This window comes from Acinetobacter radioresistens DSM 6976 = NBRC 102413 = CIP 103788 (assembly GCF_006757745.1).
In the GTDB taxonomy this organism is placed as follows: domain Bacteria; phylum Pseudomonadota; class Gammaproteobacteria; order Pseudomonadales; family Moraxellaceae; genus Acinetobacter; species Acinetobacter radioresistens.
In genome coordinates, this window is the sequence record NZ_AP019740.1 from 3,020,310 (window position 1) to 3,038,795 (window position 18,486).

The 18,486-nt window shown below is 42.8% G+C and carries 18 protein-coding genes; 8 read left to right on the top strand and 10 right to left on the bottom strand.

Annotation, left to right across the window (positions count from 1 at the left end):
- Positions 1 to 3: 3 nt before the first annotated feature.
- Both ACRAD_RS14235 and ACRAD_RS14240 read right to left on the bottom strand, forming a co-directional pair.
- A complete protein-coding gene (locus ACRAD_RS14235) occupies positions 4 to 1,377 on the bottom strand; it encodes a long-chain fatty acid transporter (RefSeq protein WP_005023858.1) in 1,374 nt (457 codons plus the stop codon).
- A 146-nt stretch (positions 1,378 to 1,523) separates the two neighbouring features.
- Positions 1,524 to 2,801: an MFS transporter gene (locus ACRAD_RS14240; RefSeq protein WP_005023856.1), complete on the bottom strand. Its 1,278-nt coding sequence runs from the start codon at positions 2,799 to 2,801 to the stop codon at positions 1,524 to 1,526.
- Between the two features lie 458 nt (positions 2,802 to 3,259).
- Here ACRAD_RS14240 and ACRAD_RS14245 point away from each other — a divergent pair, with 458 nt between their 5' ends.
- Both ACRAD_RS14245 and ACRAD_RS14250 read left to right on the top strand, forming a co-directional pair.
- Positions 3,260 to 4,033: an enoyl-CoA hydratase gene (locus tag ACRAD_RS14245; protein WP_005023853.1), complete on the top strand. Its 774-nt coding sequence runs from the start codon at positions 3,260 to 3,262 to the stop codon at positions 4,031 to 4,033.
- Positions 4,034 to 4,048: 15 nt separating this feature from the next.
- Positions 4,049 to 5,566 carry a 3-hydroxyacyl-CoA dehydrogenase gene (locus tag ACRAD_RS14250; protein ID WP_005023851.1) on the top strand — a complete coding sequence of 506 codons (1,518 nt, stop codon included), beginning with the start codon at positions 4,049 to 4,051 and terminating at the stop codon, positions 5,564 to 5,566.
- Positions 5,567 to 5,623: 57 nt separating this feature from the next.
- Here ACRAD_RS14250 and ACRAD_RS14255 read toward each other — a convergent pair whose 3' ends face one another.
- Positions 5,624 to 5,905, bottom strand: a complete 282-nt coding sequence (locus tag ACRAD_RS14255) for a GNAT family N-acetyltransferase (RefSeq protein ID WP_005023849.1) — start codon at positions 5,903 to 5,905, stop codon at positions 5,624 to 5,626.
- Between the two features lie 385 nt (positions 5,906 to 6,290).
- Between ACRAD_RS14255 and ACRAD_RS14260 the strand changes: the two genes are divergently transcribed.
- The 4 genes from ACRAD_RS14260 (at position 6,291) to ACRAD_RS14275 (ending at position 9,915) form a co-directional block, all read left to right on the top strand.
- Positions 6,291 to 7,247 carry a TerC family protein gene (locus tag ACRAD_RS14260; protein ID WP_005023847.1) on the top strand — a complete coding sequence of 319 codons (957 nt, stop codon included), beginning with the start codon at positions 6,291 to 6,293 and terminating at the stop codon, positions 7,245 to 7,247.
- A 122-nt stretch (positions 7,248 to 7,369) separates the two neighbouring features.
- A complete protein-coding gene (gene guaD / locus ACRAD_RS14265; protein WP_005023845.1) occupies positions 7,370 to 8,695 on the top strand; it encodes a guanine deaminase in 1,326 nt (441 codons plus the stop codon).
- A 216-nt stretch (positions 8,696 to 8,911) separates the two neighbouring features.
- The gene (hpt, locus tag ACRAD_RS14270) at positions 8,912 to 9,439 is read left to right on the top strand and encodes a hypoxanthine phosphoribosyltransferase (protein WP_005017552.1); all 528 of its coding nucleotides are present in this window, start codon (positions 8,912 to 8,914) and stop codon (positions 9,437 to 9,439) included.
- Between the two features lie 206 nt (positions 9,440 to 9,645).
- Complete coding sequence (locus ACRAD_RS14275; protein ID WP_005017546.1) at positions 9,646 to 9,915, top strand: GlsB/YeaQ/YmgE family stress response membrane protein; 270 nt, start codon at positions 9,646 to 9,648, stop codon at positions 9,913 to 9,915.
- A 58-nt stretch (positions 9,916 to 9,973) separates the two neighbouring features.
- Here the strand turns inward: ACRAD_RS14275 and ACRAD_RS14280 are convergent, their stop codons facing one another.
- Both ACRAD_RS14280 and dmeF read right to left on the bottom strand, forming a co-directional pair.
- Positions 9,974 to 10,687, bottom strand: coding sequence for a DsbC family protein (locus ACRAD_RS14280; RefSeq protein ID WP_005023841.1), 714 nt, complete (start codon positions 10,685 to 10,687; stop codon positions 9,974 to 9,976).
- A gap of 98 nt (positions 10,688 to 10,785) precedes the next feature.
- Entirely contained in the window at positions 10,786 to 11,739 is a 954-nt protein-coding gene (dmeF, locus tag ACRAD_RS14285) for a CDF family Co(II)/Ni(II) efflux transporter DmeF (protein WP_005023838.1), read from the bottom strand.
- A gap of 53 nt (positions 11,740 to 11,792) precedes the next feature.
- Here dmeF and ACRAD_RS14290 point away from each other — a divergent pair, with 53 nt between their 5' ends.
- Both ACRAD_RS14290 and ACRAD_RS14295 read left to right on the top strand, forming a co-directional pair.
- On the top strand, positions 11,793 to 12,056 hold the full coding sequence (locus tag ACRAD_RS14290; RefSeq protein ID WP_005023836.1) for a metal/formaldehyde-sensitive transcriptional repressor: 264 nt from the start codon (positions 11,793 to 11,795) through the stop codon (positions 12,054 to 12,056).
- 145 nt (positions 12,057 to 12,201) lie between these two features.
- Complete coding sequence (locus ACRAD_RS14295) at positions 12,202 to 13,374, top strand: MFS transporter (protein ID WP_010700176.1); 1,173 nt, start codon at positions 12,202 to 12,204, stop codon at positions 13,372 to 13,374.
- Between the two features lie 347 nt (positions 13,375 to 13,721).
- Here ACRAD_RS14295 and mnmE read toward each other — a convergent pair whose 3' ends face one another.
- From mnmE to rpmH, 5 genes are all read right to left on the bottom strand, one after another.
- Positions 13,722 to 15,077, bottom strand: coding sequence for a tRNA uridine-5-carboxymethylaminomethyl(34) synthesis GTPase MnmE (gene mnmE / locus ACRAD_RS14300; protein ID WP_005023830.1), 1,356 nt, complete (start codon positions 15,075 to 15,077; stop codon positions 13,722 to 13,724).
- A gap of 102 nt (positions 15,078 to 15,179) precedes the next feature.
- Positions 15,180 to 16,934 (bottom strand): membrane protein insertase YidC, encoded by a 1,755-nt coding sequence (gene yidC / locus ACRAD_RS14305; RefSeq protein WP_005023828.1) that lies wholly within the window; start codon positions 16,932 to 16,934, stop codon positions 15,180 to 15,182.
- Positions 16,935 to 16,939: 5 nt separating this feature from the next.
- Positions 16,940 to 17,260, bottom strand: a complete 321-nt coding sequence (yidD, locus tag ACRAD_RS14310; RefSeq protein WP_005017530.1) for a membrane protein insertion efficiency factor YidD — start codon at positions 17,258 to 17,260, stop codon at positions 16,940 to 16,942.
- A gap of 8 nt (positions 17,261 to 17,268) precedes the next feature.
- On the bottom strand, positions 17,269 to 17,661 hold the full coding sequence (gene rnpA, locus ACRAD_RS14315; RefSeq protein WP_005017526.1) for a ribonuclease P protein component: 393 nt from the start codon (positions 17,659 to 17,661) through the stop codon (positions 17,269 to 17,271).
- Between the two features lie 31 nt (positions 17,662 to 17,692).
- Positions 17,693 to 17,827 (bottom strand): 50S ribosomal protein L34, encoded by a 135-nt coding sequence (gene rpmH, locus ACRAD_RS14320; RefSeq protein WP_000831329.1) that lies wholly within the window; start codon positions 17,825 to 17,827, stop codon positions 17,693 to 17,695.
- Positions 17,828 to 18,486 lie beyond the last annotated feature (659 nt).

Genomic DNA, 18,486 nt, shown 5'->3' on the forward strand with positions numbered 1-18,486 from the left:
TGACTAGAAACGATAACCAATCTTTAATCCATAGCCGATAGAATGGTTATCTTTAAATTCGCTGACATAGTATTGACTTCCTGCCTGTGCACCGACTTGCCCCTTGGCGTCTCCAAGCCAGGTATATTTCATTCCTCCAGAAATAAAATATGACGTGACAGGGCTATATTGAAAGCCCAGTCCAATATTGTAATAACCTTTTATTGGACCGCCCGTAGATACATATTCTCCAGCACCGGAATCCCATCCTATAGAAGCAGAACCATTCCATTTGGAGCTAAAACGCTGTCCAATACCTAAATTCGCTGACCACTGGTCATGAAAATAGCGCACCAGATTAAATCCCTCCGGCCGGCTGGGCGTAGAAAGCACACCGACTATTTCAGATATTGCGCCAAAGCGGTAAGGTTGAAATGCGAAGTCATCCCAGTTTACCCAGCGCACATTACCAAACAGAAGAGTGCCCGGCCGTAAACCAGTCTGGAACTCAAAATTAAGCGAAGCCGGTGATTCAAATTTGGTGGTTCCAGACTCCCCTGCAGAAGGTAAACGGGCAACGATACTATTAATGGCAGCCTGCTGCTCCGGAGAAATCTGGCCAAGAGCTACCAGCTGTTGCAGATAATTGCCCACATAATCTCGTCCGGACCGGGTACTCAGCATATCAATCAGTGGTGCTTCTTCGATGGCATTAATCTTGTGGGTGATTGCAGAGCGGTAAGTTAAGGAAGTCCTGATAGCCTTTTCAGGAATCTGGTAGGCGAAGCCGGCAAGCCAGCCCCAATCTCCTGTTTCCTCGGCCTGAAAGTTATAACCGTTATATAAGCTGTAAGTGGCCCCCCGCAGTTGAATATCGCTTTTAAAAGTCTGATAAACCGGCCCTGCATAAATATTCCAGTTTTTATTGGGCTGATAGCCCATGATCCAGCTCAAATTTTGTGTATTTACCTGTGACAGGGTTTGTCCCTCAGGTATCTGACCATCTGTAGCCTCAGCCAGACTGCCAGTTGTAATTCCTGGCAGTACCACCTGATCCTGCGGAGTAGCAGTGAAACTGTTATTTCCTGAGTATTCACTGTCTGAAGCAAAAGGCTGATCATAAATCAGGCCAAATGAAAATTGTGGTGCAAGCTGCAATTTGAATGCAGCCGCCGGTCGATAATCAGTATTGGCAATATCATCAATCATACGGTCAGTATTTGTCGTGCCAGCCTCTTGGCCCTTGAGTGTAGTATCACTGACCGTTAAAGTGGCTTCAAAGTAATTGCCCGGCTGTAAAAAACTGGAGATTGATTGGCCAGTACGGTCAAATGCTGCCGCATGAAGTGTTGGGCTAAATAATGTTCCAATTACTGTAGCGATTACTGTCTTTCTCATTCTTGTGATCCTTTTCTTATATGGAATCTGATCGGTTATTGATCATGGTTTTTTATTTATAAAAATTCTTCTTAATCTGTTAATTTGTCTTGCATTTTTAATAAAAAATCTAATTAAAAGTAGATTTTTGCTTTGTGAATTCTTTTTTAATCAGCTTTTTGCGGATCATATAAGCGGTCTTTAATAAATAACAACGGAATCAGGCCACATAGAAAATAAGCAGCCCCCATTACCAGAAGGCCGGTTCCAATAGAGCCATTCTGAGCAAAAATACCAATTGTAACAGGCGCAAAAATTGCTCCAATTCGCCCGACATTAAATGCACCGCCAACCGCTTTTCCACGAATAGATGTTGGAAAACTTTCGGTCATGTAAGTAGCATTAATAGCAAATGGCATACCGTACAGAAAACCGAACAGCAACATCAGCCATAAAATATTGGCAGGTGTATTAAGGTAGACCAGAACAGGAATAAACAGCGCCGTACCCATGGTTCCAAAAGCAAAAACTACACGGCGTCCCCAACGGTCGGCGACCATCCCTGCTACAACCTTGGCAAAGATCATGATCAGGAATGTACCGATCATATACATGGTCATCTCTTTAAACTTGATGCCGACTTCGGCCTCAAGATAAGATGGTAACCAGTTACTCATACCGTAATAACCAAACTGTAATGCACCCGCGCTTAATGACCAGAGTAAAAACATCTTGCGGTGTTTTCTCTCTTTAAATATATCTTTATATGGATTGGTGGTTTTTATAGTTTGTGCCAGCTGTTCGGCTTTCTTCAGCTTTAAGGCAATGGATTTTTTCCAGGATTCCGGCTCTGGTACCATAAAATGAATCAGAACCGAGAGAAAGATGGGAACGATAGTAATCCAGTACAGCATTCGCCAGCCATAAGCCGGAATAATCCAGCCGGCTAACAGTGTGGCCACCAGAGATCCCATAGTGAAACCGGTCATTAGCGCCGCAAGTACCGTAGTCCGGTATTTGGTAGGCACATATTCTGACATTAAGGTATTACAGGCAATGTATAATGAACCCAGTCCGACCGCAGCCAGCGTTCTTAAAATAACAAACTGATAATAGGAGTCTGCAAAACCTAATGCACAGGATAGAACAGATGAAATTACCAGATAAATCACAATAATACGTACCCGGCCAAAACGGTCACAGGCCCAGCCGCCAATCAGGCCACCTACTGCACTGCCAATCAATGACCAGCTGCCCAAGGCACCTACCTGAATCGAGGTCAATCCGAATTCGGCTTTAAGACTGGTCAGGCTATAGGCTAAAAATGCAATATCAGCGCCATCGACCAGTAAAACCAGAAATGAAAATATAAATGCGGTCATCCAGACCTTTTTAGCAGGTGGTACTGAAACCTCTTCTATTATTAAAGGTGAAACCTTTTCCATATTAAATTTTCCTTATTATCTTTATTGCTTACAGCAAATTATTGTTTTGGTTATTAAACAGCGATTAGAAGTGATGTCATATAGTTAGATATACCGGTGATAGAACAGGCTCATCAAATTCCTAATATTTTTTCTAGTTTTCCTCCTGGGCTGTAGAGGCTTATCTTTATGGTTTCTGCTATTGCGTCACTGCAGCAGCTTTTGTCTTGAATTAAGTTTTTATATGAGTCGGATATTAATGAAATAAACCAGCTTCAGATGAATCCAAAATTTTATTTCATAATACGAAATATAAAATCATATTCCCATAAACTGCTCAAGTGTTTTTCCTAAAACACTACAAAGAAGCCAAGAATGCCTATTAAGCTAAGTTTTTATTAAAAAAGCATTGCATTGGCTATAGAATAAACTTATTTTTAATAAAACATATTTCCGCATAACGAAACAATGGAGATAAAATGGAACAGGTCGTTCAGGTTGAATATTTAAAATCCTATGTAGCTGTAGTTAAAATTCACCGTCCAGAAGCAAAAAATGCCTTAAATACCCAAGTGAGGATTCAGCTGGCACAAATCTTTAATCAACTCAGCGATGACCCGGAAATTCGTGCCATTGTATTGACAGGCGGAGAACAGGACTTTGCAGCAGGCGCAGATTTAAAAGAGTTGGCAAATGCTCATGCAGTTCAGATGATGCAACGTCGCAGTGAGCGTTACTGGCAGGCAATTGCCAGCTGTCCAAAACCGGTCATTGCTGCAGTCAATGGCTATGCCTTGGGTGGAGGCTGTGAGCTGGCCATGCATGCAGATATTATTATTGCCAGCCAGACAGCGGTATTTGGACAACCAGAGGTAAAAGTTGGTGTAATGCCAGGGGCAGGTGGTACCCAGCGTCTGTTCCGTGCGGTAGGCAAATTCCAGGCCATGCGCATGATATTGACTGGCTGTCTGGTTCCAGCTCAAGAAGCCTTACAAATGGGCTTAGTGTCCCAGTTAGTTGAAGAAGACAATGCGATTCCAGCTGCCCTCAAAATGGCTGAATCCATAGCTAAATTGCCTCCTGTCGCGCTGGAACAGATTAAAGAAGTTGCGCTGATGGCCGAAGATGTACCTCTTCATGCGGGCCTGGCGCTAGAGCGTAAATCCTTCCAGTTACTCTTTGATACCGAAGACCAGAAAGAAGGCATGCAGGCTTTTATTGAAAAACGAAAACCAAATTATCAGGGTAAATAATTCAGGGATAGAAACATGAGTATTCAAATTCAGCAGATCGGAATTATTGGCACAGGTACTATGGGCGCAGGTATTGCCCAGATTGCAATCCAATCTGGCCACGATGTAATACTGTTTGATGCCAAGGCAGGGGCTGCAGAGCAAGCCAGAGAAAAACTCGGCAAGACTTTAAATACGCTGGCCAGTAAAGGAAAATTCAGTCAGGAAAAAGCCAATCAGGATTTGAGCCATCTTAGTATAGCGACCGAATTGGAACAGCTCAAAAACTGTGACCTGATTGTTGAAGCAATTGTTGAAAATCTTGAGGTCAAGCAGCAGCTCATGCAGCAGCTAGAAAGCCTGGTGGGTACACAAACCATTCTGGCTTCTAACACCTCTTCTTTATCTATTACTGCAATTGCTGCTGGCTGCAAGCGTCCTGAACAGATCGTGGGTTACCATTTCTTCAACCCTGTACCGCTGATGAAAGTTGTCGAAGTCATTCAGGGCTTCAATACCCGTGAGGATATTGTAGATGCACTCATGCAGCTTTCTGTCAAAATGGGTCATCATCCGGTTAAAGCACAGGATACCCCGGGTTTTATCATTAATCATGCGGGCCGAGCCTTTGGCAGTGAGGCCTATGCCATGCTGATTGAAAATGTGGCTTCAGTGTCCGAGCTTGACCGGATTTACCGTGATGGTATCGGTTTTAAAATGGGTCCATTTGAACTGGTAGACCTGACCGGGATGGATGTCTCCCATCCGGTGAGTGAGTCAATTTATCATCAGTACTATGAAGAAGCCCGTTATCGTCCAAGTGTTATTACCCGGCAGCGATATATAGCCAAACAGCTGGGCAGAAAGACCGGTAAAGGTTTTTATGACTATACGACTGGTGAAAAGCAGGGAGAAGACCCGGCAGTTTTTGTAGAAAAGCTGGATCAGTATCCAACTGTCTGGATTGCAGCAGACCTTGAAAAAGACCAGAGTATTTTAAAAGATTATCTGGAACAGCAGGGCGTAACGCTAGAAACAGGTCCAGAGCCTTCTGAACAGGCTTTAGTGCTCATTGCCAGCTATGGTGAAGATGCAACGACTGCGGCCTTACGCTATCAGGTAAATCCGAAACAGGTAGTGTGTATTGACCTGCTATACGGTTTTAATAAACATCGTACTCTTATGCCAACCCTCATCACTGACTCAAAACATAAGACAGCAGCACATTCCATTTTTAATCTGGATGGCACTTCACTTAGCATGATTCAGGAAAGTACCGGCTTCGTAGCACAGCGTGTACTGGCCATGATCGTTAATCTGGGCTGTGACATTGCCCAGCAGGGTGTGGCCAGTGTTGAGGATATTAACGCTGCAGTACGTCTGGGTCTGGGCTATCCTTATGGCCCGATTGAATGGGGTGACAAGTTGGGAGCAGATAAAATTCTGCTTATTCTGGACCGTATGTCTGCAATTAGCCGTGATCCACGTTATCGTCCGAGTGCATGGTTACGCCGTCGTGTTCAGTTAAAACTGCCATTGGTCACGACTGTATAATCCTTTAAAGTCTCTCAGGTACTGCTTGTAGCAGCAGTACCTGTTCAGATACAAGACTCAGACAGCTACATCAGCAAAACTTTTCTCACGCTGAAACATGGTAGCTACGTAAGAGCAGACTGGAATAATCTTGACCTGTTTCTCACGTGCATAAGCAACTGCAGCATCAAGCAGTTCGCGTGCCACGCCTCGGCCACGTGCTGCCGGACTGACCCAGGTATGATCAATAGCAAATTTGTCCTCACCCTGCCACACATAAGTCAGCTCGCCCAAGCGTTCGCCATTTTCAGGAATAATAAAGGCACCGCGCTGGTCATTTTCATAATGCTGAACTTCCATACTTTTCTCCTTCATGAATCTTGTCAATTTGTTTTAACATGCCACATCCAGACAACAATTACCGTTGATTTGAGTTATTTTTTTAAATTGCACTTTGTTAAAAAATGTGCAACTCTACACATATTCAAATAGAGCATTCTATTTGAGACAGAATTTTAGTTTGACAAGGGGAGTAGCCTCCTCCAAGCGTAGCCGATAGTTTTTTATCGCGTTCGGTTGCGTGTCAGATATCGTCAATACACTTTGCAAAAAGTCGGTATCTGAGCATCAGGATGTTCTAACCCTGGTGTAGGCAAGACCTTGATCATGTTGACACAGATGAATAAACACATCTGGCAGCAGGTCAAGGTTTTTTTGTGCCCGTATGCCGGATGAGGAGATAGTGATGGAATCAATCGGCAGTATGGGATTGTATCTGGTATTTTTTGCCATAATTGCAGTCATGCTTTTGGTAGATTTTTTAGGTTTCAGACAGCATCAGGATCAGCCTGTTCCTATGAAGCAGGCTGCGTGGTGGAGTGCAGCCTGGGTAACCATTTCAGTGATTTTTGGTGCAGGTCTCTGGTTTTATCTGCAACAGAGCAGCGGAATTGAAATAGCCAACCAGAAAACCATGGAATACTTTACCGGTTATCTACTGGAAAAATCATTGGCTATTGATAATGTGTTCGTCTGGCTAATGATTTTCTCGGCATTTGCCATTCCACCTGCTTTGCAGAAACAGGTCCTGCTTTATGGGGTTCTGGGCGCAATTATCCTGCGGACCATTTTTATCTTTATTGGGGCATGGATGGTACAGGAGTTTTCCTGGGTACTTTATATCTTCGGTGCCTTCCTGGTATATACCGGCTATAAATTTCTGAAAGGGCAAGATGATGACCCCAATATTGAAGAGATGGCCTTACTGAAATGGCTGCGTAAGCATTTTCGTATTACCCCGCAGCTCGAAGGTCATAAATTCTGGGTACGTAAACAGGGCCAGTTATGGTTGACGCCGCTCTTCGTAGTATTGATTCTGGTTGAGTTCTCTGATGTAATTTTTGCAGTAGATTCTATTCCGGCAATCTTCGCAGTCACCAGTGATCCGTTTATTGTTCTTACAGCAAACCTGATGGCGATTCTCGGTTTACGTGCCATGTTCTTTCTTCTATCTGGTGCTGCAGTAAAAATGCATTACCTTCCTTATGGTTTAGGTGTAATCCTGCTGTTTATTGGCGCAAAAATGCTTCTGCTTGACGTATTCCATATGCCAATCTGGATTTCTCTAGGCTTTATTGCAGTTGTGCTCACCATTACCGGCTGGATGTCATACCGTTATAACCAAAAGCAGCTACCACAATAGTCCACAGATAGTTTAAACGGTTAAGGCTCTGACTTAACCGTTTTACGCATTATAACGGTATACAGTCGCTGAGAGTTACGGTTAAAATCGGTTGAAAAAAGTATAACTTGCAGGTTTTAACCATGTCTTCACTTCCCATTTCCACAGCCATTCGCGGGCGTTTTCTAGATATTCGGCAGATTGTAGCCCAGCCTACCGATCTGGCTCATCAGGTCCGTTATTTAGAAGATGGCCTGCTGATTACAGAACAGGGAAAAATAGTCTGGTTTGGCCCGTGGCAAGAGGGTCAGACCCAATTACCTGCCGGTATTCTGGTAGAACATTATCCTGAACAGTTGATTGTTCCTGGCTTTATTGACACCCATATACATTATCCGCAAAGTGAAATGGTCGGTGCATATGGCGAGCAACTGCTGAGCTGGCTTAATACTTATACATTTCCAACTGAAATGCAGTTTGAAAATCCTGAACATGCCAGCAAGATTGCCCATTTTTTTATAGAAGAACTGCTTAGAAATGGAACCACCACTGCATTGGTTTTCTGTACGGTGCATCCGCAATCAGTAGATGCATTATTTGAGCAGGCAGCACAGTACCAGATGCGGCTCATTGCAGGTAAGGTCATGATGGACCGTAATGCACCCGAAGCACTTTGTGACACGGCCCAGAGCAGCTATGAAGATAGCAGGGCACTCATTGAAAAATGGCATGGCAAGGGCCGGGCACTCTATGCTATTACACCACGTTTTGCGCCTACCTCTACACCGAAACAATTGCAGCTGGCGGGGAAATTAAAAACAGAATTTCCGGATGTCTATATACATACCCATTTGAGTGAAAATCTGGATGAAATTGCTTGGGTAAAAGAATTGTTCCCTGAGCAGCAGGGTTACCTGGAGGTTTATCATCATTACGGGCTGACTGGAGAACGCAGTGTATTTGCACATTGTGTTCATCTGCAGGAGCAGGAATGGGACTGTCTGCACCAGAGTAAATCTGCAATCGCATTCTGCCCAACATCGAACCTGTTTTTAGGAAGCGGGCTGTTTCCATTGTCTAAAACCTGGCAAAAACAGGTAAAGGTTGGCCTCGGGACTGATATTGGTGCAGGTACATCATTCAGCCTGTTACAGACAGCCAATGAAGCATATAAAGTCCAGCAGTTACAGGGCAACAAGCTCTCTGCGCTTGAGGCTTTCTACCACGCTACACTGGGGGGCGCACGTGCATTGAACCTAGAGGACAAACTGGGTAATTTCGATTTAGGTAAAGAAGCTGACTTTATAGTACTCGACCTGAAGGCAACAACTTTACAGAAACTGCGTCAGGAACATAGCAAGGGACTAGAAGACAGCCTGTTTGCCCTGTTTACATTAGGAGATGATCGTAATGTTGAAGCAACCTATATCTATGGACAAAAGGCCTACAGCAAAGCAGAACCAGTCTAGAGTTCCTGGTAGCAGTCTTTTTAAATGGGGAGTATTGGCTTTAGCCTGTGCAGTCCTGCTCAAGTCTGATCGGCCCTCAACTAACAGATAATTCACATTCTGGCTTCTGAAAAGGATGCACAGAATGAAAAATTGCATTAAAATTTCCCTATTCGAGGTGTTGCAGGTCAACACCTTTTTTATTTTTCCATTTTACTCGTTTTTAGGGATCTGCCCATGACCATTGAAATGAGCGTATTGATTTCTGCTGAAGAGATTCAGGCAAAAGTCAAAGAGCTTGGTGCAAAAATTGATGCTCACTATGCACAAAGTGACCGGGAACTGGTTCTGATCGGACTGTTACGTGGCTCGGTCATTTTCATGGCAGATTTATGCCGTGCCATTCATAAACCACATGAACTGGACTTTATGACTGTCTCCAGTTATGGGGGAGGCACTACTTCAAGTCGTGATGTAAAAATCCTGAAAGATCTGGACGGGGAAATCCGGGGTAAAGATGTTCTGGTAGTCGAGGATATTATCGACTCAGGCAATACCCTGAGTAAAGTTCTAGAAATCCTGCAAACCCGTAATCCTAATTCAATTGAGCTCTGCACCTTGGTAAGCAAACCATCACGCCGTGAAATTGAACTTGAAGTTAAATTTTTAGGCTTTGAAGTAGAAGATAAATTTATTGTTGGCTATGGTCTGGATTATGACCAGAAGTATCGACATATTCCTTTTATTGGGGAAATTGGTCTTTAGTTTTCTAAATTCCTGATACTTAAAAGTGGCCTATGGCCACTTTTTTTATACGTTCTTTAGCAGTTTTATCGTATTGATGCCCTAGCGGCACAAAAACTCAACAGGAAGTAGCATTATGGCACTTTTTAAAATTTGATACGTGCTCAATGATAATAAGCGTACATGTTCCAGACATCACATCAGAAAAGATAAGAAGGAGAACGCGTATGTGGTCACTTATTGTTGCTATTATCGTCGGTTTCATTGCAGGGCTAATTGCACGGGCAATTCACCCAGGTAATGACAAGGCAGGCTTTATCGTTACCACTTTATTAGGGATCGCTGGTGCACTGGTGGCTACCTATGGTGGCCGTATGCTCGGCCTTTATGATGAAAACTCGGCTGCAGGCTTTATCGCATCAGTCGTGGGTGCATTGATCATCCTGTTTATTTATAACATGATTACCAAGCGTTCACGTGTAAATCATCATCCTTAAATAATTTAAAAATTAAAATAAAAAAGCACCGTTTCCGGTGCTTTTTTATGGCTATAGCTTATAAGCCAAATTCCTGCCAAGCCTGTTCAATCTGTTCCGCCGGATAAGCCCCCATCAGTTTAAAACCGTTTGAGAAAATGATTGCCGGAGTACCTTGCAAGCCCAGTGATTTTCCCAGACTCAAATTCCGCTCAATCGGATTAGTGCAATTGGTATTGGCAGTGGGCTGTATTCCTTTAACTAACAGGTTTTGCCAAGCCACTGTACGGCTATCCGAACACCATACCTGTTTAGCCGGTTTTACCGACTGTGGTTTGATCGGATAAATAAAAGTATAAATCGTCACATTATTAAGTTTGGCAAGCTCAGTCTCAAGCTTTTTGCAATATGGACAATTTGGGTCAGAAAAAACAGCAAGTTGACGCTTGCCGCTGCCTCGCACTGTTTTAATCGCATCCTGTAAAGGCAGCTGTTTCCAGTCAATACTATTTTGCTTAAGCACCAGATCTTTGGTTAGATTCTGCTGATCCTTAAGACGTATCATGGAACCAACCAGAATATGATTGGCTTCTTCACCCACGTAAACTACTTGGCCATCTAGCACTGCACTATAGATTCCATTCATCTCAGTAGACTGAATCTGCTCAAATTTCAGGTTAGGATAATGCTGCTTTAAATTATTCTGTACTGACTCTACATTGGCAAAGCAGCTACTACTGAGTATTCCAGCTAGCGCTAGCATTAATAATTTTTTCATGCGTGGATGGCTCATTTTAGGTTAATCCTGCCTGATTCTAATCTTTTGGCTCTTTTTAAACATATTTTTAACAAAATATTTTAACTAACTAAGGAAGGTTTCACGTGGAACATCTACAACGGCATATTGATTTCAACCGAAATATGCCCCACTTCCTCATGAATACTTAATGCATCACGAACCTGATCAGCATTCAGGTCATCTTGAGTTTCCAAAGCCAAAATACAGGCAAATTTTCCACGGCCTACTTTCCACACATGCAGATCAGTAATTTCTACTTGTACTGGTAAACCGACAATAACCTCACGAATCTCAGCGACTACCGGATGATCCATTTCTGCATCCAGCAAGGTTCGGCCTGTATCTCTTATAAGTCCCCAGGCCCAGCGCGCTACCAATACAGCACCAGCAACTCCCAAGACGGCATCCAGAAAGGCCCAGCCGAAATATTTTCCAGCCAGAAGCGCAATAATAGCGAAAACCGATGTCACCGCATCAGCAACCACATGCAAGAAAGCAGCTTTTTGATTTAAATCATGACTATGCTTACGATGTTCATGTTCATGTTCATGTTCATGTTCATGATGGTGATGGTGATGGTGATGGTGATGGTCAGTATGATCATGCAAGAGCCAGGCACAAAGCAGATTTACCAATAGGCCGAGTACTGCAATCGGAATTGCTTCATTATAGTGAATAGCAACCGGAAAAATCAGGCGTTCAACTGAATGAACCGCCATATATAAAGCTACAACAATCAATAAAATGGCGCTACTGTAGCCTGCCAGAATTTCGATTTTCCAGGTTCCAAAACTGAAACGCTGGTCATTTGCATAGTGGCGCGCCGCGCGGTAAGCCAGATAAGCGAGTCCCAAAGCCAACATATGTGAACTCATATGCCAGCCATCAGCCAGTAAAGCCATAGAGTTAAATAGCCAGCCACCACTTATTTCGAGTAGCATCATGAAACCGGTTAACAGTGTAGCCCACAGGATTCGTTTCTGGGCGAGCGGATTCCCCTGATCAAACTGGTGTTTATGGTGTCGGGATAGGTTAAAATTTTGCATAACAGTTTATTCTATATACTCCCCCCTAGTATAATTATTTTTAGAGGTCATGCATGGGTCATTTACATCAGGACAAGAAAATTTTAAATCGGGTCAAGCGGCTTCAAGGGCAGCTTCAAGCTGTAGAAACTGCGTTGCAGCAAGAAGATAAAAGCTGCATTGAAGTATTACAGCAGGTGGCAGCTATAAAAGGTGCAGTAAATGGCCTGATGAACGAGCTGATTGAATCTCATCTGCGTGAACACGTAATCAAACAAAATGATGATAATGAAAAGGAACTGGCCGAGTTTCTCAGGTTGCTTAAGCGTTATACCTGATCTGGCCATAGATCCTGGTTATCTAAATAGTAAGGTTCCAGATTTATGACAGGCACTAATCCAGGTTACTTATTTACTTTCGATTTTTCAAAGGCTTCAGACTACTATTAGGTTCATTCCTATTTACGACCTGATCTTTTCATTTATGAAACAACAATCTTGGCATCCATTTCTTATGGTAAGCCTTGCCTTATGTACTGGTACCATCGGAACAGCGCTCGCTAGCCCGCTCTATCCGATTTACCAGCAATTATGGCATTTACTGCCAAGTCACATTACTTATATTTTCGTCGCCTATATGTTTGGCTGTCTTGCCACTTTACTGTTCTTTGGTCGTACCAGTAATAGTTTGGGTTTTCTCCGTACACTGCAAATCGGTTTAGTCATCGTGATTTGTGGATTGACACTTTCTGCAGTTGCCATTGATATTTACTGGTTGATGGCAGGACGATTTGTGATCGGGATTGCTTCTGGACTGATTAGTACCTCAGCCATGCTTGGCCTGATTACGACGATTCCTGATCAACATAAACTTTATGCACCGCAACTCAGTTCAGTGATTACTGTGATTGGTTTCGGGCTTGGACCCTTTATTGGAGGACTGATTGCCCAGTTTTCTGATCAGCCTCTTATAAGTCCTTATTTGCCGGTGATTGTGGTAGCTTTCCTTTGCCTGTTAGGTTTGGCCCGCCTTGAATCACCTCAATTCGAACGGCAAAATTTTTCTATAGCGCCACATCTGGAAATTCCTGAGTCACATTACAAGACCCTGTTTTTTATTGCCGGTCTGACTGCCTTTAGTGCTTTTGGTGCTTTCAGTCTGTTTGCTTCACTGTCACCTTCTTTTGTGAAAGATTTAATTCCATGGCATGGCCCGCTGGTAAGTGGCAGTGCAATTGCCAGTATTTTACTTACCTCTGCTGTTGTACAGTTTTTTGCACGCTCACTGTCACCCATTAAAAGCCTGAATCTGGGTGTGGGTACATTAATGTTCAGTCTGATCTTACTGGCCTTGTGTATGATTTCGCAATGGAGCCCGCTATTCTTCATCAGTGACCTTCTGGTCGGCGCAGGGCATGGGTTAGGGTTAATGGGTGCATTTGGTCTGATTCACAGCATGACTCATGAACGTAATCGTGCTGCGGTTATGTCAACTTATCTTTTTATCGGTTATCTGGGCACAATTGTACCAATTATTGCCGTAGGCTATCTGGCTGATCATTTTGGACTGACATTCGGGGTACTGAGTTTCTGTGCGAGCATAGCGCTGCTCTGTCTGGCCTTATTACTCTGGCCTAAAAAAATAGTTTCATCATAATTACCTGAACTTTATGGCTTAGCAGAATGGAGCAGTCATCAAATCCTAAATCAGCTTAATTTATTATATTTTAATCATTTTCACTGAAAATATTATTTAGATATTTGGAATTCCATAAATTTTATCTAAACCTGATTCAGGTAAAATTTTCTATCAAGTCTTGGAGTTACTAATATTAAAATTTAGCTCATTGCTTATGCTTTTTATAAAAATTCTGGCAAATTATTAATAGAAATTAAAAGCCGGCCAACTCTGATAAAGGTAGGGTTTTAATTCTCTATAGAGAGTCCTAAGACCGGCTTAAATAACTTATCAATTTATTGATAATGAGTTCACTTGATTTTGAACTATTTCCCGATACAGAAAGACCCGAAAATTTTCCCAAGCAGGTCATCGGCGCTAAATTCACCAGTAATTTCACTTAAAGCATTTTGGGCCAGCCGTAATGATTCGGCTACCAGCTCACCTGCATGAAAATCTGTAAGCTGCTCACGTGCCTCAGCCAGATATGCCTGTGTACGCTTCATTGCGTCCAGATGCCGTGTTCGGGCAATAAAGGTATCTTCTTCTGGCTGGAAGCCGGCATGGTCTGTAATCGCTTCTATGAGTGTCTGGACGCCGGTTTCCATTTTTGCAGATACACTGATATGACGAAAACCCTGATATTTTCCTGCTTCTGGCTGGACCCCAATGAGGTCACACTTATTTCCAATTAGTATAAGCCGTTTAGGCTCCAGATGTTCAGCAAAATAATTCTGGGCTAATTTTAGAGGATCTTCACCTTGGCTCAAATCATAGACCAGTAACAGTAAGTCAGCCTGTTCAATTTCCTTAATTGCGCGACGTATCCCTTCTTGTTCTACAATATCACCGGTTTCACGTAAACCTGCTGTATCTGTGAGTGTAATGGGTAGACCGTTCAGACTAATCTTTTCATGCAGTACATCACGGGTTGTTCCAGCAATATCAGTAACAATAGCGCGGTCATTACCTGCTAATGCATTTAAGAGCGAAGACTTACCGGCATTTGGTTTTCCGGCAATGACCACCTGTAAGCCTTCTCGCAGTAACTGGCCCTGACGTGCAGATTGCTGTACCAGCGTGACTGAACTGGCAACATCATCCAGCAGCTTGAGAATTTTTCCGTCAGCGAGAAAATCAATTTCTTCTTCAGGAAAATCAATCGCCGCTTCTACATGTAAACGTAAATGAATAAGCTTCTCTAATACAGAATTCACCTTAACAGAAAAAGCACCTTGTAAAGAACGTACTGCAGAGCGTGCAGCTGCCTGTGACGTGGCATCAATCAGATCAGCAATGGCTTCGGCCTGTACCAGATCAAGTTTGCCATTTTCAAAGGCACGCATGGAAAACTCGCCAGCCTTGGCCGCTATGGCACCCAGCTCGAATAGTCGGGAGAGCAGGGCATTTTGAATTACCGGTCCACCATGACCCTGTAGCTCAACAACATCTTCTCCCGTAAATGAATAGGGATTTGGAAAACAGATCACCAATCCCTCATCCATTACCAGCTGCTCTGCATCATAAAACTGCCGAAAAGCTGCCATGCGGGCTTTTGGTAGAGACCGCTGGGTTAACTGTTCGGCAATCATATAGGCTTTCGGACCTGAGAGGCGAATTACCCCAACACCACCACGGCCAGGTGGAGTCGCTATCGCAGCAATTGTGGTGGAGTTGAGCATATTGATCACCTAAAAATTTTAAAAACAGCAAAAGAAAATCCGTCCAAGATTATCATCTTGGACGGATTTATTCAGCATCGATCAAGTGAGCTGAATGGATTATTAAATCACTTCAACACCATTTTCGCGTTCTTTCTTCACGCTCCGGTTAATAAACCATTGCTGCAAGATAGTGATACTGTTGTTGACAATCCAGTACAGTACTAGTCCTGCTGGGAAGAACAGCATAAATACAGTAAAAATGATCGGCATGATCTTAAAGACTTTTGCTTGCATTGGATCAGCTGGCTGCGGATTCAGTGATTGCTGAGTAAACATGGTCAGACCCATGACTAACGGCAAGATAAACCACGGATCCATCGCCGACAAATCCTGAATCCAGCCAAACCATGGCGCATGACGCAGTTCTACACTTTCCATCAATACCCAGTATAGGGCAAGGAAAATCGGCATTTGCAGCAAGAGCGGTAAACAGCCTGAGAGAGGATTAACCTGCTCGCGCTTGTAGAGCGCCATCATTTCCTGAGAGAAACGCATACGGTCTTCACCGAACTCTTCTTTCATGCGCTGCATTTCTGGTGCAATTACCCGCATTTTCGCCATAGAGCGATAGCTCTTGGATGACAGTGGCCAAAGAATAAGTTTAACCAGTATAGTCAGCAGGATAATTGACCAACCCCAGTTACCGACAATGTTATGGAAGAACTGCAGACCCAGGAACAATAATTTAGCAATTGGCCATAACCAGCCATAATCTACAGTCTGGTTCAAACCTACTGCCAGATCTTTGAGCTCGGACTGAATCTTTGGACCTGAGTAGAAGGTTGCATCTACTTCAGCAACCGTACCGGCTGGCACATTGATAGTTGGCGAAGTAAAACTAATGATATTCATATCATCAGCTGATTTGCGTGATTCGAGCTTGGCAGCATATGGCTGTCCATTGGCTTGAGTCAGTTTAAGCTGACCCGGAATCCAGGCACTCACAAAGTAATGCTGTACTACAGCAATCCAGCCACCCTTTGCATCAACATTCAGCTTTTCATCATTAAAATTATCAAACTTGAGCTTGTTGTAATGCTCTTCTGGTGTGCCCCAGGCACCGCCCAGGAAGGTACCAAGCGTAAAGATCCCTTGATCAGACTTACCAGGATCTTCAGAATTATCACGTTTGATCTGGCCAAACATCTGACCCTGCCAGTTTTGCTGACTACGGTTCACCACTTTATGGTTGACCACGATCGGGTACTCGCCCTGCTTAAAGGTAAAGGTCTTAATGATCTCTACACCATCAGCAGTCTTGTAGACCATTGGTATAGTCAGTACTTTTACTGCTTTACCATTATCTTTACTGACAGTCTGAGCATCTTTAAGCAAGTCATAAGAAGTTTTTTCAACCTCATATACCGGGCGGCCGCTACGGTTACTGTCTGGACCATTGAGTCCAATCAGACCAGATTGTGCGACATAGGTACGCTTGGCATCACTTTCCAGCATGACAAACGGCTGATCGCTGTCTTTATTCTTGTCATGATTCAGTAATTCAATTCGTACAATATCCCCACCTTTTGGATTGATCAAAAGATGATAGAGGTCAGTCTGTACTGAAATCAGCTGCTGATTTACAGGTGCAGTTACATCTGTTGCTTGTGGCGTTGCAATATTTGCTTGCGGTACATCAGAAGAAGCTGATGCCGCTTGGCTATTTGGCAAATCTGCAGATACTTCATGCGAAACGACTGCCTGTTGCTGCGGCGCTGTCTCTGCATGACCATAATCTTTTTGCCACGCCAAAATGAGCAAATATGCGACGACAAACATGGCCCCGAGAATTGCAAACCTGGCCCATTGTTGCATATCTATTACCCCAAGTGGTTAGAGTGATTTTGATTCAAAAAACGATCACGAAAGGGTACAGTAACGTGAAAGGTTTGAGAATCTATTTGCTGAAATGAAATAAAACGAATTGCTTTTGGGGGAACAGGATCATAGCCAGAACCACCCCACGGATGACAGCGACAGATACGTTTACCGGCCAACCACACGCCACGCATCGCGCCATGCGCATGAATGGCTTCTAACGAATATTGAGAACAAGTTGGAATATAACGACAACGAGGTCCAAGCAGCGGACTAATCGCAATTTGATAGAAACGTATCAACCAATGCAATAAACGTCTCATTGGTATCTCTAGTTTTGTGAGGAAGAAACAGCTATTTTTCGGTGTTTTTTAACCTGGCGTTGTAACTTTTGCCAAGCTATCTGTAGTTGCTGGTGCAACTCGGCATTAGAAATATCTTCTATACCTATTTTAGGCATTACTACGATATCTAATAATTCCAGTTGTTGCTGATGCAGGCGAAAACTTTCGCGAGCAAGTCGTTTTATCCGATTTCTTTCATGTGCACGACGCACTTTTTTCTTGGCCACAACAATACCCAAACGGCTATGATGCAATTCGGTCGGTCTGGCAAGAAATAAGAAGTGGGGTTGATGCACTTTAAAAAGCGCACCATCAAACACACTTTTGTAATCTGCAGCACAGCGGATACGTACAGCTGTGCTGAAGCTATAAAGTGTCATGACACCCAAGTCGTTTAAACTTAAACTGAAATTAAACAGTTAAGCTGTGACGACCTTTGGCACGACGGCGAGCTAATACTTGACGACCAGCTTTAGTAGCCATACGAGCACGGAAACCATGAACGCGCTTACGCTTTAATTCAGATGGTTGGAATGTACGTTTCATGTCGAAACTCCAAAATGATCTTTCTATAAAGGTTCGCGATTGTATTGTGCAATCTTTACGCTGTCAATGAAAACCCGTCTTTTGTTCAATTTTGATTGTAATTCCAAGAATAGAGAAATATACAAATATAAAAATGAGAGAGATAAAATTTAAAACTTATACACAATATAAACCATTTATTTTAAAATACATTTATTTAAAAACTAAAAATATCCACAGTTTTATAAACAATATTTTGTATTTCTGAGTTAGGCTGCTGGTTTTGAATTTAAATTCATTGTAAGTTAAGTTATCCACACCAGATTGCATCGTTATTATTAAATTCAAATTTTAAAATTTAAATTTATTATTATTAGAGCGGCTTTTTTCTGTGGAAATGATACTTTTATATTCTAATATCAGATGATTATATTGTGGATAACTATGTTTTTATAATTTATATGAATTGTGGATAACTTTGTGATATATTTTATCCACAGGTTATGGAAAACTTTATCCACATGTGGTTTAAATTCAAATTTAAAACAGAAAGTTTCTTTTTTGGCCAAAACTTTAGAAATGACCCATGACAGATGTGGATAACTTGGTTAGAATGGCCACCCCTCGCAAGGGGTGCTGTAGTTCAATTTAAATTTAAAACATGAAGATAGGGGATTCAC